General features: G+C 51.6%; 12 protein-coding genes. 10 read left to right on the top strand and 2 right to left on the bottom strand.

Annotated elements, in window-relative coordinates:
• The first annotated feature begins 57 nt into the window (after positions 1-57).
• The 6 genes from glnA to AWJ19_RS29860 all read left to right on the top strand — a co-directional run bounded on the left by glnA (position 58) and on the right by AWJ19_RS29860 (position 7,879).
• The gene (gene glnA, locus AWJ19_RS29885; RefSeq protein WP_068728951.1) at positions 58-1,482 is read left to right on the top strand and encodes a type I glutamate--ammonia ligase; all 1,425 of its coding nucleotides are present in this window, start codon (positions 58-60) and stop codon (positions 1,480-1,482) included.
• Between the two features lie 466 nt (positions 1,483-1,948).
• Entirely contained in the window at positions 1,949-4,708 is a 2,760-nt protein-coding gene (locus AWJ19_RS29880) for a cellobiose phosphorylase (RefSeq protein ID WP_068728949.1), read from the top strand.
• 104 nt (positions 4,709-4,812) lie between these two features.
• The gene (locus tag AWJ19_RS29875) at positions 4,813-5,697 is read left to right on the top strand and encodes a hypothetical protein (RefSeq protein WP_068728947.1); all 885 of its coding nucleotides are present in this window, start codon (positions 4,813-4,815) and stop codon (positions 5,695-5,697) included.
• A gap of 105 nt (positions 5,698-5,802) precedes the next feature.
• Positions 5,803-6,894: a 3-phosphoserine/phosphohydroxythreonine transaminase gene (gene serC / locus AWJ19_RS29870; protein ID WP_068729189.1), complete on the top strand. Its 1,092-nt coding sequence runs from the start codon at positions 5,803-5,805 to the stop codon at positions 6,892-6,894.
• 140 nt (positions 6,895-7,034) lie between these two features.
• Entirely contained in the window at positions 7,035-7,499 is a 465-nt protein-coding gene (trmL, locus tag AWJ19_RS29865; protein WP_068728945.1) for a tRNA (uridine(34)/cytosine(34)/5-carboxymethylaminomethyluridine(34)-2'-O)-methyltransferase TrmL, read from the top strand.
• Positions 7,500-7,624: 125 nt separating this feature from the next.
• Positions 7,625-7,879, top strand: a complete 255-nt coding sequence (locus AWJ19_RS29860) for an AbrB/MazE/SpoVT family DNA-binding domain-containing protein (RefSeq protein ID WP_068728943.1) — start codon at positions 7,625-7,627, stop codon at positions 7,877-7,879.
• 403 nt (positions 7,880-8,282) lie between these two features.
• Here AWJ19_RS29860 and AWJ19_RS29855 read toward each other — a convergent pair whose 3' ends face one another.
• The gene (locus tag AWJ19_RS29855; protein ID WP_068728941.1) at positions 8,283-9,350 is read right to left on the bottom strand and encodes a phosphodiester glycosidase family protein; all 1,068 of its coding nucleotides are present in this window, start codon (positions 9,348-9,350) and stop codon (positions 8,283-8,285) included.
• Complete coding sequence (locus AWJ19_RS29850; RefSeq protein WP_068728939.1) at positions 9,347-9,754, bottom strand: hypothetical protein; 408 nt, start codon at positions 9,752-9,754, stop codon at positions 9,347-9,349. Before AWJ19_RS29850 ends, AWJ19_RS29855 begins: the two co-directional genes overlap by 4 nt.
• A 288-nt stretch (positions 9,755-10,042) precedes the next feature.
• On the opposite strand from AWJ19_RS29850, the gene AWJ19_RS29845 reads away from it, so the two are divergent.
• The 4 genes from AWJ19_RS29845 to AWJ19_RS29830 all read left to right on the top strand — a co-directional run bounded on the left by AWJ19_RS29845 (position 10,043) and on the right by AWJ19_RS29830 (position 13,828).
• Complete coding sequence (locus AWJ19_RS29845) at positions 10,043-10,699, top strand: response regulator transcription factor (protein WP_068728937.1); 657 nt, start codon at positions 10,043-10,045, stop codon at positions 10,697-10,699.
• Positions 10,700-10,765: 66 nt separating this feature from the next.
• Positions 10,766-11,986, top strand: a complete 1,221-nt coding sequence (locus tag AWJ19_RS29840; protein ID WP_068728935.1) for a PLP-dependent aminotransferase family protein — start codon at positions 10,766-10,768, stop codon at positions 11,984-11,986.
• A gap of 152 nt (positions 11,987-12,138) precedes the next feature.
• The gene (locus AWJ19_RS29835) at positions 12,139-13,050 is read left to right on the top strand and encodes an ABC transporter ATP-binding protein (protein WP_198536672.1); all 912 of its coding nucleotides are present in this window, start codon (positions 12,139-12,141) and stop codon (positions 13,048-13,050) included.
• A 13-nt stretch (positions 13,051-13,063) separates the two neighbouring features.
• Positions 13,064-13,828 (top strand): hypothetical protein, encoded by a 765-nt coding sequence (locus tag AWJ19_RS29830; protein WP_068728933.1) that lies wholly within the window; start codon positions 13,064-13,066, stop codon positions 13,826-13,828.
• The last annotated feature ends 666 nt before the right edge of the window (positions 13,829-14,494 follow it).

Genomic DNA, 14,494 nt, shown 5'->3' with positions numbered 1-14,494 from the left:
CAAGAACATTTGATACTGAGAGCGGGTTAATGTTCGGAACTTGGGGAGGAATTATTCATGTCGGTTGAAAAAGTGTTGCAGACGATCAAGGAAAACAATATCGAGTGGGTGGATTTTCGCTTTGTAGATTTGGGTGGGCGTGCTCATCACATCTCATTGCCAGCATCTGCAGTTGAGGAAGAAACATTTGTAAATGGTGTAGCGTTTGATGGTTCTTCCATCAAAGGATTCCGCGGTATTGAAGAATCGGACATGGTAATGATGCCTGATCCAAGTACTGTATACATTGATCCTTTTACGGCTCACCCGACGCTGAATATCATGTGTGACATCTTCACTCCTGACGGCGAACGTTATGAGCGCGACCCTCGTGGTATCGCAGTAAAAGCTGAAGAGTTCCTGCAGTCAAGCGGTGTAGGCACAGCAGCATTCTTCGCACCTGAGTCCGAGTTCTTCATCTTCGACGATGTCCGTTACGAGACCACAATGCACAGCTCTTCCTTCTCCGTAGATTCCGAAGAAGCAGCATGGAACACGAACCGTAAGGAAGAAGGCGGCAACCTGGGCTTCAAAGTAGGCGTTAAAGGCGGATATGTTCCGGTAGCTCCAGTTGATTCCCAACAGGATATCCGCAGTGAAATGTGCCGTCTGCTCAGCGAAGCAGGACTTGAAATCGAACGTCACCACCATGAAGTGGCGACTGCGGGACAGGCGGAAATCAACTTCCGTTTCGATACCCTGAAGAAAACAGCTGACAATCTCCTGACTTACAAATATATCGTGCAGAATACTGCACGCCAGTACGGCAAGGTTGCAACCTTCATGCCAAAGCCGCTGTTCGGCGATAATGGTAGCGGTATGCACGTTCACCAGTCCATCTTCAATGGCAGCGAGCCTTTGTTCTACGAAAAAGGTGCTTATGCCAACCTGAGTGAAATGGCTCTGCACTACATTGGCGGTATCCTGTACCATGCACCGGCACTGATCGCGCTGACTAATCCAAGCACCAACTCGTTCAAACGTCTGGTACCTGGTTACGAAGCACCGGTTAACCTGGTTTACTCCAAAGGTAACCGTTCCGCTGCTGTCCGTATCCCGGTAGCTGCTGTAACACCTAAGGGCTGTCGTATTGAATTCCGTACACCTGACTCCACTGCTAACCCTTACCTGGCATTCTCCGCAATGCTCATGGCTGGTCTGGACGGAATCAAGAAAAAAATCAACCCTGAAGAAATGGGTTACGGTCCGCTGGACAAGAACATCTATGAATTGTCCGATGCCGACAAAGAGAAGATCCGCAGTGTTCCAGGCAGCTTGAATGAAGCGCTTGACGCTCTGGAAGCTGACTACGAGTTCCTTACAGAAGGCGGCGTATTCACCAAGGACTTCATCGATAACTACATCGCCCTGAAACGTGGAGAAGCACAAGAGGTTGCCATTCGCATTCATCCGCATGAATATGCCCTGTACTTCGACGTATAGGATTGGAATAATAAAATTTTAGCATTGCTCAGAAGCCTCCGGGGAGACCCGGAGGCTTCTTTGTGATCTTTTTGAAGACCAACTGTGTTGTGTAAATGGCCATAAAACTTAAAAAAAACGAAAATTTCGTAATCCTACCCAATAATAAAGAATATTCTATTATAAATAGAAAAGAATGCGTTTAACAAAATGAAGGATAGTATGTTATGAGATGCTTTCCGGACAAATTTTTAATTTTTTGCGATTCATTATTTAATAATTTAGCTGTATTTTCGGAAGTATTTTCGGATTATTTCTGGTTGCTGCAGGTGTATCTGTTAAAGACAGGGAAGAGAAGAACCTTGATAATATAGCATTTAAGTCGGGGATTTTATTATCTCTAAACTATATACAGCAGTTCATTCAAAAATCTCTTTACAACATTTGTTAACGGTGCAATAATAAAACCGAAATCGGTTTCGTAAATATGGTCTGGAAGGATGAATACATTGGTACACAAAAAATAGCAGGCTGGCAGTTTACCGGACAGAATGGGGAGTTCAGCCTGGAGCAGCCTGACCGGAGCAGCTTCTTGTATTTTCCGCTGGTTAATGAAGGGGGCATGATGTCCTCCGTCACTCCGCAGCTTCATGGCCAGGTAACCTCGGGACATAATACCTTTCTGACACCGCCGCTCTCTGTGGAGGATCTGCACAATTCGCGGGCATCCCGCAATTTCTGGGTTTATATCGACGGAAAGGGAGCCTGGTCGGCAGCCGGAAATTCAGCCCGCCAGCATGCAGAGGCTTATTCGGAGAATGCAGACGATTCTCTGCTGGAAGCCGGGCTGCTGTGGCACAAGGTTACACGGGAGAACCGGCAGCTGGGAATCAAGGCAGAAGTGACCAGCCTCGTTCCCGGCGGGGATGATAAGGTTGAGCTGATGAAGGTAGTGCTGACGAATACGGGAGCGGGGGAAATATTCATTACGCCTACTGCGGCTATCCCGCTGTATGCACGTTCCGCAGATGATCTAAGGGATCACCGGCACGTCACTTCACTGCTGAACCGGATCTATACCTTGGATTATGGCGTTGAGGTTCAGCCGGCTTTGTCTTTTGATGAACGCGGACACCGGGTTAATCATACGTCCTATGGTGTTTTTGGTGCGGAAGAGGAGGGAGCTCCGCCTGTCGGCTTCTTCCCAGTTCAGGAAGAGTTTATTGGAGAAGGCGGCAGTCTGGACTGGCCCGGAGCGGTAGTATGGAATGCGGAGCCGCAGCCCGGCCGGGACGGAGCTCTGCATAGCGAGGGTTACGAAGCCTTGGGAGGAATAAGATTCGCTTCAGCTGCGCTGCTGCCGGGCCAGAGCCGTTCGTATGTGGTGGTAATGGCGATTGGCAGTGACCGGATTGATATGGAAGTACTGATGGGGAAATACGGATCAGCTGCGGCTTTTGACGCCGAGCTTGCGGCTAACAAGCAGTTCTGGGCGGACAAAGTGAACACGGTGTCCTTCCATACGGGAGATGACAGCGCTGACCAGTGGATGAAATGGGTTACCTTGCAGCCGGTGCTGCGCAGGCTGTATGGAAACTCGTTTCTGCCCTATCATGATTACGGCCGCGGTGGCCGCGGCTGGCGTGATTTATGGCAGGATTGCCTGGCCCTGCTGATTATGGAACCGGAGGATGTACGTAGCCTGCTGCTGAATAATTACGCGGGAGTGAGAATAGACGGCAGCAATGCAACCATCATCGGCCAGCACCCCGGAGAGTTCATTGCCGACCGGAATAATATCCCGCGTGTATGGATGGACCATGGGGCGTGGCCGTTCATGACAACCCTGCTGTATTTGAATCAGAGCGGTGATCTGGATTTCCTGCTGCAGGAGCAGACTTATTTCCGGGACTCCTTCATGAGCCGCTGCCGTGAACGCGACAGCTCCTGGGAGCCTGCTGCAGGCAGCAGCCTGCGCACCAGTTCCGGAGATGTCTATACCGGTACGATCCTTGAGCATATTCTGCTGCAGAATCTGGTTCCGTTCTTTAATGTGGGTGAGCATAACAACATTATGCTGGAGGGTGCAGACTGGAATGACGGGCTCGATATGGCGGCCCAGCGGGGAGAAAGTGTTACCTTTACCGCTTTCTACGGCGATAACCTTTATGAGCTGTCCGAACTGCTGCGCACATTACAGGACCGAACGGGAAGCGGCACGCTGGAGCTGGCGGAAGAAATGCTGCTGCTGCTGGACTCCTTGGGCGAGAGTGTCGATTATGCATCTGTATCCGCCAAGCAGGAACGGCTGAACCGCTATTATGCTGCTGCTCCAAACCGGGTGAGCGGCATCCGGGCAGTGCTCGAGCTTGGACAGGTAGCGGATGACCTGGCCCGCAAGGCAGAGTGGATCTTCAGCCATCTGCGCAGTAATGAATGGGTGGAAAGTGTTCACGGCGGCGGCTGGTTCAACGGCTATTACAATAATGACGGTGAACGGGTTGAAGGGGAGACGGCCGGAGGTATCCGGATGACCCTTACCGGACAGGTGTTTCCGCTTCTCGGCCGCGCAGCAGCCCCTGAGCAGATTCCGCACATGATCGCATCTGTGGAAAGAAACCTGTTCGATGCCAGAATCGGCTACCGGCTGAATTCGGACTTCGGCGGCATTCAGCAAAATCTGGGCCGCGCGTTCGGGTTTGCTTTTGGCCATAAAGAGAACGGGGCGATGTTCAGCCATATGACTGTGATGTACGGGAATGCGCTGTATAAACGCGGTTATGTCCGTGAAGGCTACAAGGTGCTTGATTCGCTGTACAGCCTGAGTGCGAATTTTGAGCTGAGCAGGATGTACCCGGGGATTCCGGAGTATATCAATGAAAAAGGCAGAGGGATGTATACGTATCTGACCGGCTCGGCCAGCTGGCTGCTGCTCACGATGGTGACAGAGGTATTCGGCGTAAAAGGACGTCTGGGTGATCTGCTGCTTGCACCGAAGCTGGTCAAGGAGCAGTTTGACACACAGGGCAGGGCGTCGGTTAAAACTCTGTTTGCCGGACGTGAGCTGGAAGTCGTCTATACGTCCACAGGAAGCGCTGAATATGGAGAGTACCAAATACACAGGGTTACCCTTAACGGCGCTGTGGTGACGCTTCAGCGCGTCTCAGAGGGTGTACTGATTCCGCGCGCGGTGCTGCAGGCATTGCCGGAAGGACAGGTTTATGAACTGAAAGTTGAACTCGCCTGAACAATAAATAAATAATAAGAAGTGCCTGCGCTGCCTCTTAAGGTGCTGCAGGCTCTTTTTTGATAGACTCTGAAAAAGCATTTGTTCTGAAAGGATGGATTATAATGGCACATCAGCTCTCAAATGGAATTTTGACTGTGGATATTGCAGAGCCCGGCGATTACAGCGGCACCAGATTCGACTGGACCGGTTTTATTACCCAGGTCACATTGGAGGACGGAAAGCATACCTTTTGTGTTCCGGAGAGTCTGCATGCAGGTAAGGGAAGCGGGGGGATCGGGCTGTGTAACGAATTCGGCATCTCCCGGGCAATCGGCTACGCGGAAGCGGCCGCCGGGGAGTGGTTTCCGAAGCCTGGTGTCGGACTGCTGCAGAAGACGGATGCTGCTGCCTATGATTTTATGGCTGCGTACCCGCTCATCCCCGCTGAGATAAAGACGGACAGCAGCCGTCATGAAATACTGTACAAAGTGAAATCTGAGGAGTGCAGGGGGTACGGTATGCTTTTGAGCAAACGGATCTCACTTCACGGGGACCGGCTCACTATTGATTATTCACTGGAAAATACCGGGGTAAAGCCGCTGCATACGGAAGAGTATATTCATAACTTCATTGGAATCAATGATGCTCCTGCCGGGAAAGACTATGAGCTAAGATTACCTGGAGAAGCCGCTGTGCAAGAACCGGAATCCTCGTATACCTCCGGGCTGCTGCATGTATCAGGAACCGTTGTAAGCTGGACTGCCGTGCCTGACCGTCCGTTCTATTGCCGGCTGAGCGGCTGGGAGAAGGAGGATGCGGATTGGTACTGGGAGCTGGTTCACAAGCCGAGCGGAGCAGGCATGCGTGAGAGCGGAAGCTTCCGTCCGGAGCGGATGGCTCTCTGGGGGGAACGGCATGTGATTTCTCCCGAGGTTTTTGCGGACATCAGTATTTTACCGCGTCACAGCAGGGATTGGAGCCGCAGCTATCAGTTTTTCACGTTCTGAGGCCCGGTGATCTTACGCTACATGTGAATAATTATACTTGCTGGCGTGTTGGAATGCTGCTATCATAGCGATATCCATATTCGTAGGAGAGAAAGGATGGGGGCAATTTTGAGCAAGAGAGCATACAATTTCAATGCAGGACCGGCGGCGCTGCCGCTTGAAGTACTCGAACGCGCACAGGCGGAGTTTGTTGATTTCCGGGAGAGCGGAATGTCCATTATGGAGATGTCGCACCGCGGGGCAATATACGAATCCGTGCATAATGAAGCGCAGGAGCGTCTGCTTTCCCTGCTCGGCAATCCTGAGGGCTACAAAGTATTATTTGTGCAGGGCGGAGCCAGCACGCAGTTCGCCATGATCCCGATGAACCTCATCTCCAGCGGACAAGTCGGCAGCTATGTAATGACAGGAAGCTGGGCGGACAAGGCACTCAAGGAAGCGAAGCTGGTAGGAGAAGCGCATGTTGCCGCATCCTCCGAGGACAAGAAGTTCCTTGCCATTCCGGAGCTTAGCAGCATCAAGCCTGCTGACAATGCAGCTTACCTGCATATTACCTCCAATGAGACCATTGAAGGGACGCAATTTGCGGAATATCCGGATACAGGCTCTCTTCCGCTGATTGCCGATATGTCCAGTGACATTCTGAGCCGTTCCTTTGATGTCAGCAAATTCGGGCTGATCTACGCCGGCGCGCAGAAGAATCTCGGACCATCCGGGGTTACGGTAGTGATTGCCAAGGAAGAGCTGATTGCCAAATCACCTGCGAACATCCCGACGATCCTGCGTTATGATACACATTACAAGAACAATTCTCTTTACAATACACCGCCATCCTTTTCTGTATATATGGTCAATGAAGTGTTAAAATGGATTGAGGAGCAGGGCGGGCTTGCCGGCATCGAATCCAAAAACCGTGACAAATCCGGTCTGCTGTACGATCATATCGACGGCAGCGACGGCTTCTACCGCGGAGTAGCAGAGGCAGGCAGCCGTTCCATTATGAACGTCACCTTCCGGATGCAGTCCGAGGAGCTGGAGAAACAGTTCGTCAAGGCTGCCGAGCAGGAAGGCTTCATCGGCCTCAAGGGACACCGCAGCGTCGGAGGCTTGCGAGCTTCCATCTATAACGCTGTTCCTTATGAGAGCGTTAAGGCGCTTGCCGATTTCATGAAGCATTTCCGGCAAACTCAAGGCTAATGATTCAAATTTCCGGACCTTCCGCTGCTCAGGCGGAAGGTCTTCTGCTTGCTATTGAACCGGTCCGTCTGTCATCCTAGAGCTGTATGTTTACTTACAACACAGGGCTATTGAAGCCTACAGAGAGGAAGTTTACACTAATGGCATTACACATTGTGCTGGTTGAACCGGAAATACCGGCGAACACCGGCAATATTGCCCGTACCTGTGCGGCTACCGGCACCCATCTTCATCTGGTCCGGCCGCTGGGCTTCCGGACCGATGATGCAACGCTGAAGCGGGCGGGGCTGGATTACTGGCATGCTGTCACTATTGAATATCATGATTCGTTTGCCGAGGTCCTGGAGAAATACAGGGAAGGACGTTTTTTCTACGCTACGACCAAGGCAGAAAAGCGGTATACAGACTTTGCCTTCCGGGACGGTGATTTCTTTGTTTTCGGCAAAGAAACCAAAGGGCTGCCGCCAGAGATACTGGAAGCAGGGAAGGAAACAGCGATGCGTATGCCGATGGGCCAGGCGGTCAGATCGCTGAATTTATCCAATTCGGCAGCGATTATTGTCTATGAAGCACTGCGTCAGCTGGACTTTCCGGAACTTTTTTAAAAGTAGACATGATTTTTTGTTTTTTTCAGCAGGATTCGACAATATGAATAACGAAATAGAAGAATACTGCCGAAAAAAGTAGTAACTACTAATTAATAGTTGAACAGGAGAGGTGTACGTAAGATATGAAACCTGCTGGCGTAGTTCGTAAAGTAGATCAGCTGGGTAGAATTGTTCTGCCTAAGTCTCTGCGTAAAAGGTACCAAATGAATGAAGGAGACCCAGTAGAAATTCTTGTGCAGGGAGACCACATCATTTTGGAGCGCTACCGTCCTAAATGTGTGTTCTGCGGATCCATGGAAGGCGTAAGCGAGTATAAAGAACGTTACATCTGTGCAGAATGTCTTTCAGAAATGACCCAATTGCCGAGACATGCTTAAGTCCTGTCCCTTTTCTCCCGGAGAAGGCGGCAAGTAACATTCCTACATAGTTCTGGTACTGCGGATCCACAGCGGGCCAACACTGAAAAAAAACGCCGCACACTGTGCGGCGTTTTTTCGGATTTGAAGCAGCGTGTACCGTAAGGGACACGGCGGTCGACTACAAACCTTTGGTCTTATCGTCGTTGTAAGCAGCGGTTAGTATACCGGTCAGAAACAGCAGGAGTACGAGGGTGACAATCCAAAAGGTTAAGGAGAACGACATGCTGGACACCTCCGTAAAGGATTGTAAACGTTACCTTCATTATAACCTGCTGCGGCCTTAAATTAAAAGCGGGAAAGTGAGAAAAGACATTGACAGGATATCGTATTAAATGGACGGAAGCTTGTATTAGAAAAGATGCTACTTGAAAAACAGGAAATTGGTCGGCACCTGCCGGAGAACTCCATCAGACGGCTTGTTGATGACTTTGCCCCGGAATATCAGTGAGGATGAGCCTCCCCCGTCCAGATTATAGGCATCGACTACACCCATGCGCCACAGCTTGCTCTGTAATTCCATCAGAGTTGCCCCGGAATTGCCGCTCTCGTTATAACCATCGGCAACCAGCACAAGCAGCTGATCATCTTTATATTTGCCGATTATGGTACGCGGGGCACGCTTGGGACTTATCTGCCATTTCAAAGGAATGGGCTGCAGCATGCCATTCTTGATCAGTACAGGCACAAAGGTTGCGCCAAAAGCCGGTTCAAGCTGGTCAAGCTGTGTTTTGCTGCTGAATTTGCCGCCGATCAGCTTGCCGGCTTTGCTGAGGCCGACGAAGCTGAGATCCTTATAAGTTGGTTCAAAGCCGTACAGATAGCTGCCGTTCGCAATGGTCGTGGATAATGGATACCGCTTGCCGTTCTGGTCGGCAAAGCCGCCGGCGTTGATGCCGGCAACCGCACCATAACGGTTTACGGCCTGCATGGTTGTTTCTGCTTGGCCGGTGCCGTCGCCGGCCAGGCTCATTTTCATCGCTGCAGCATCCTTCAGCCTGATTTTTAAGGCATATGCTTTATAGTTGCCGGGGTTCAGCCGGTATAATTCAATGGTAATCCGGTCACTGCTGATGACATCCGCGGGGACGCCGAGCCTTGCCGTGATCCGTCTGTTATAGATCAGCTCCGGGCGGGATACCTGTGCTGCAGCTGTGGTGACCAGCGAATTCATCGCATTCGTGGTCCGGTTATACAGTGTGGCAGTAGCCCCTATCGCATCAATAGTGTGGGATGCGGCATTCTGGGCCTGCAGCAAATCCTGCTTCAGCTGAGCCGTCTGTTCAAGCGGTCCGGGAGCGGCAGCAAACTGGCTCGTATCCAGATCCAGTGTCAGCTTGGGCTGATATGCCCACAGGGCAATCAGGAGTCCGATGAAAGGCGCCGTCAGAAGCATGAAGAAACGGTTGACTCTTTTAACAGGGGTCATCATTTTAACAGATCCATCTCTTTCTTGAGCGCATCCAGCTGCTTCTTGACCTCGCTTAGCTGGGTGTATAGCTTATTGCTGTTGTCGGTCTTATTGCTTGCGTTATCTTTGGTAAACGTCAACAGTTCATTAAAGGTCTGCACTGTGCTCTGCAGCTCCTTCACTTCTTCGGAGAGGACGGCGATCCGCGCCTCGTAATCGGTTTGCAAAACGGTAAGCTGCTGCCGGCTCTGATTGCCGAGCTCAGCCAGCACCTGCTGCTTCAGATGGTTGGTGTAGCTGTAGACGGCATATGCACCTACTCCAATCATCACAATCCAGAACAGTAAAAACCATTTTACGGAAGGGCCTTTTCTCACTGCAGTGCGCCGTGAGTGTACAGGGGTCGATTCCGCTAGCGGTTGCATTTCAACATCACCTCAAGCTCTTTTTTTCAAGTCCTCATTCTATCAGACTTTTACAAGTTTCGCAAAAGTGAAAGAGGCTAAATGCAAAGGAGAAAAAGTAATTGCATCCTATTAAAGTACTGCGATACAATTTCTATAGATTGGAATATCTGAGGGGCGTATTCAAGGAAAAAGAAGGAAGAACTATACATATATCGTCAACCATCCTTGCTTGCGTATCAGCAAAACACGCTTAGAGCGCTTTCCACTCGGGGTAAATATATAGACAGCAGGAGGTCTGGGGGATTAATGATGAAGGTTTGGCGGGTGGTCATCGTGGGATGTCATCCCACAAGTATGCTGGGAACTAAACTGATTTTGGAGGAAGGAGGGGAGCTTACTGTTCTGGCCATGCATAACAGCTGGAGTGAAGGCCTGTACAGTGTGAAGGAGCTTCAGCCGGATCTGGTTCTTGCGGATTATCAGATGCCGGAAGGCAATGTGGAGAATGTGCTGCCGGAGCTGAAGAGCAGCTGCGAGGAAGCACATTTTATTATTATGACCGAGGAAGAAGACAGTGAACTGTTTCAGCCGCTGCTTGAGCTGGGGGCCAGCGGAGTGCTGTCCAAGGGGGCATCATCCCGGCAGCTCCTCTTGATGATCGGCGGCCTGCGGGAAGGCTTTTTGTCAGTTCCGCTGACCTGGATACAAAAGGGATACCGGCCGGTAACCTCCTCGCGCGGGCTGGACAGTGTAATGCAGCTGACGTCAACAGAGATGTTTATCATGGAGAGGATTGTGCAGGGAATCACTTACGATAAAATTGCCCTTGAAATTGAAGTGAGCCGCCGTTCCATTGACAATTATCTGCGAAAGATTTATGTGAAGCTGGATGTATCGACGAGAGCCCAGGCTATTGAAAAATTCGCGCTTTTCTCAAGGCAGAACAAGCAAATCTACGCGTAAGCCGGCATTGCCGACATATTACCGGCCAGGCTGGAATATTCTTGGTACCAGGGAAGGGGGAACAATATGAAGTATGAGTTTTCTGCCCGTGCGCATACGCTGGTTTCTTCACCGCAGCTCAGCATCCGTACCCAGACGCGGCGCGGTACGTTAATCTCTCTGGCAGAAGAGCTGCCGGCAGAAGAATTGTTCCCGTTATCACTGCTTGCAGAAGCAGCTTCGACAGTAATCACGGCTGATGCGGGCGCACTGCAGTATGGTGATCCCGAGGGCTATGCGCCGCTGCGTGAGTGGCTGACCGGTGACTGGCTGAAGGGAAAAGGAGTGAACACTGCGGAAGGCGGAGTTCTTCTGACAACGGGAAGTCAACAAGCCATCGATCTGCTGTCCCGGGTCTATATTGATCCAGGCGACCGGGTGCTGGTTGAGAATCCGACTTCTCCGGGGATCTTGCAGGCGCTCCGGATGCAGGGGGCGGTTATTATTCCTGTCCAGGGAGACCGCAACGGACTGCTCCCGGATCATTTGCGCGCCCAGATTCATCAGCACCGTCCCAAGATGCTGTTTGCAACGCCAAGCTATACCAATCCGAGCGGTATTCTTTGGAGCCTGGAGCGGCGCAAGGAGGTGCTTGAGCTGTGTACTGCTCATAACCTGCTTATCGTCGAAGATGATTCCTATGGGGATCTCCATTTCAAGCGTGCGGGCGGCGCATCTCCGGTTGCTAATTACCCATCGCTTTACGCGCTGGAGAATGTCAGCAAAGGCGGGCACGTACTCTACATAGGTTCGTTCAGCAAGACAGTCGCGCCCGCCCTGCGGACGGGCTGGGCGGCAGGCAGCCGTGAGCTGATCTCCATGATGGCTGCCGCGAAGCAGATGGCGGACTGGCAGTCCAGCTCGCTGAATCAGCGGCTGCTGCATTATCTGCTGGATGTAACGGCTTTTAATCTTCGGGAGCATATTGCTGTCCTGAACCGGGAATACAGTACCCGGCTGAAGCTGATGACTGAGCTGCTGAAGCGTCCGGCCTGGAAGAACAGTGAATATGAACTGCCGGAAGGCGGCATGTTTCTGTGGGTCTCGCTCCCGGAGGGGCTGGACGCGATGCTGCTGCTGAAGGCAGCACTGGCCAAAGGGGTCGCTTTTCTTCCCGGCCAGCTCTGCAGCGTAAACGGTGGCGGTAACCGCATCCGCCTAAACTTCAGTCATCCCGGCCGGGATGAGCTGCTGCTCGGCATGAACCTGATGAGCGAGGCTGTGACTGAGTTTACGGCCCGTAGCTAGGGGGGCTGGGATGGACGGTAAAGTGAAGGAAGCGGTAATACCGTGACCCCAGAATATGAATTGTGAATATGCAGCAGACATGCAAGCTCCATCCGGGATGGGGCTTGCTTTTTTCTGTCCGGGAGAAGAGAGGGCCGGAAGAGAAGAACAGTGTGCGTTCGTGGGAACTGGAAGTGCGGGTGTTACTGAATCTAACGATGAGCAGGGTAACCGGCAAATGTGTATATTCGGTGACGGTGCAGGGGCTTTATGGAAAAGGCTGGTCTAACGGTCAGAAGCTGATGAAGCTTGGTGCAGGCTCAAACAGAAAGGAAGGCAGAAAAAGGATGGCTGTGGAGAACATACTGGACGGCAAGAAGAGGATAGCTGCGGAAAACATACTGGAATGCAGTGGCCTTAGCAAAAGCTATGGCCGCAAAGCTGCCCTGAACGGGCTGGAGCTGAAGATTCAGCGGGGGAGGATTGTCGGGCTGCTGGGAAGGAACGGGGCAGGGAAAACCACCCTGATGAAGCTGATCGTCTCACTGCTCCGCAATTACAAGGGCACTCTGCTCGTAGACGGGAAGAGGCCCGGCGTGGAGACGAAAAAAATCGTGTCTTATCTGCCGGACCATGAATTTCTTTATCCATGGATGACGGTTGAGGAGAGTGTCTCCTTTTTTGGGCATGCGTTTGCTGATTTCCGCGAGGATAAAGCCCGTGAAATGATCGGGTCACTTGGCCTGAACGTTAAAGACAAGGTGAAGTCGCTGTCCAAAGGAATGAAGGAGCAGCTGAGTCTCTCGCTTGCTTTTGCCAGGGAGGCCAAGCTCTATGTGCTCGATGAGCCGCTTGCTGCAGTGGACCCCACGACCCGGGATAAAATCATGCGGATTATCCTCGACCATTTTACCGGTGACAGCACCATCCTGGTCAGCACGCATCTGATTCAGGGAGTAGAGCCGCTGTTTACCGATATTGCCATTGTGGATGAGGGCAGGGTGCAGCTGCAGGGGAATGTGGGGGATATCAAGCGAGAGTTTGGCATGCCTTTGGAGGATGTTTTTAAACAAATTGTGAAGTAAAGGGAGTTAAGATATGATACTTGTCCATCAATTCAAGCTCGAATGCAGAAAGCACCTGACGGTATTTGGCTCTCTGGCCGGTCTGAGTATGCTGATCAATCTGTATTTTCTGTTCAGCACACAGCAGGATCTGGCCTTTCTGGCGCTGACTGCGAATATGGTAATCGGCCTGCTCGTTCCGCTCTATATCTACACAGACCTGTATAAAGAGTTTTTCACCGGCGTTATGCCTGTTAATCATCTGCTGCCGGTCAGAACCTCCTCCTTGTTCGCTGTAAAATCAGCCGTGTTCATCCTTGGCAGCATGGCGGTGTGGTCAACAACACTGCTGGAGGTGTTCCTGAATCCGGCCGGCTTGTATCAGATGCGGATAGAGCAGTCTTCAAGTCCTGCACTCGGCATCCTCTATCTGGTGCTGTCCAAGCTGCTCAGTCTGCCTGCGGGTCTCGCTCTGATCGGACTTGCACTGGCTGCCGGCAAAAGATTCCGTAAACCGCAGCTTAGCCACCTCTGCATTGTGACCGTGCTGGCCGGAGTGGTGGCTGTCCAATTTGCTGGGGCTGTACAGGGGAGCTGGCACTGGAGCATCGGCACGTCATCGGTAGATTCTTTTAAGCAGTACGCCAACCTGCTGAGTGTGACCCCGGTCTCCCGGGTCCGGGCGGCAGATATTAACGACACTATCAACTGGCTGACGGTTGCCAGCAATGTGCTGGTCATGCTGCTGGCCGGCAGCGCCGCAGCCCTGCTGCTGAACGGGCGGAGCTATGAGCTGTGAATAAGCGGCTGACCGGAACAGGTGCGGGAAAGGCTGGAGGGTGTTGGTTGAGGCTGGTCGAAAATGAGTGCTATATGCGGATAAAACGGATGATTCGGTCTTTCCTCCGGGCCTTGGGAGTGCCCGGACGCAGAAGCTCAGCAGGAGGAAGTTATAGTTGCAGTTTGTACACTTATAACCAACGAAATGTTCAGCTAACAACATATAAATGTATTTTGTACAGTTATAATAGGCGCGAAAGGCTAATTCAGGCGATTTGGCACAATTTAGCTGCACGGAATACATCTATTTTACTTTTTTGAAGAAAAACAGGCATTTTAGTTGTATGGAGTGCAGTTAAAGTGCGTTAGGCGGAGGAGAGTAGGGGCTGGCGGTAGGTGGAGGGGGAGTGAAGAGTAAATAGTAAATAGTGTGTCCAGACCGATGTATAGTGGATGGGGAGTAATGTGTGTCGGGCTAGTCTTATAGTGAATGGCGAGTAATGAGTACGTCAGGGCTGGTGGTATGGTGGACGGAGAGTAAGTAGTGCCCGAGTTGGTGGTATGGCGGTGGCGAGTAAAAAGTATGTCCGGGCTGGTAGTGTGGCTGGTGGAGAGTAAGGAGTGCCCGAGTTGGTGGTATGGCGGTTGGCGAGTAAAAAGTATGTCCGGGCTGGTGGAGAGTCGG

It is taken from the genome of Paenibacillus sp. DMB5, assembly GCF_001517085.1.
Lineage (GTDB): Bacteria > Bacillota > Bacilli > Paenibacillales > Paenibacillaceae > Paenibacillus_AQ.
This window is presented reverse-complemented; position numbering and strand designations above follow the sequence as displayed.

What these genes read in the sequence shown, in the direction of transcription:
- AWJ19_RS29840 (WP_068728935.1), top strand. Translation starts at nt 10,766, where the DNA reads ATGAAGTATGAGTTTTCTGCCCGTGCGCATACGCTGGTTTCTTCACCG.
- AWJ19_RS29860 (WP_068728943.1), top strand. Translation starts at nt 7,625, where the DNA reads ATGAAACCTGCTGGCGTAGTTCGTAAAGTAGATCAGCTGGGTAGAATT.
- glnA (WP_068728951.1), top strand. Translation starts at nt 58, where the DNA reads ATGTCGGTTGAAAAAGTGTTGCAGACGATCAAGGAAAACAATATCGAG.
- trmL (WP_068728945.1), top strand. Translation starts at nt 7,035, where the DNA reads ATGGCATTACACATTGTGCTGGTTGAACCGGAAATACCGGCGAACACC.
- AWJ19_RS29830 (WP_068728933.1), top strand. Translation starts at nt 13,064, where the DNA reads ATGATACTTGTCCATCAATTCAAGCTCGAATGCAGAAAGCACCTGACG.
- AWJ19_RS29880 (WP_068728949.1), top strand. Translation starts at nt 1,949, where the DNA reads ATGGTCTGGAAGGATGAATACATTGGTACACAAAAAATAGCAGGCTGG.
- AWJ19_RS29850 (WP_068728939.1), bottom strand. Translation starts at nt 9,754, where the DNA reads ATGCAACCGCTAGCGGAATCGACCCCTGTACACTCACGGCGCACTGCA.
- AWJ19_RS29875 (WP_068728947.1), top strand. Translation starts at nt 4,813, where the DNA reads ATGGCACATCAGCTCTCAAATGGAATTTTGACTGTGGATATTGCAGAG.
- AWJ19_RS29855 (WP_068728941.1), bottom strand. Translation starts at nt 9,350, where the DNA reads ATGATGACCCCTGTTAAAAGAGTCAACCGTTTCTTCATGCTTCTGACG.
- AWJ19_RS29845 (WP_068728937.1), top strand. Translation starts at nt 10,043, where the DNA reads ATGATGAAGGTTTGGCGGGTGGTCATCGTGGGATGTCATCCCACAAGT.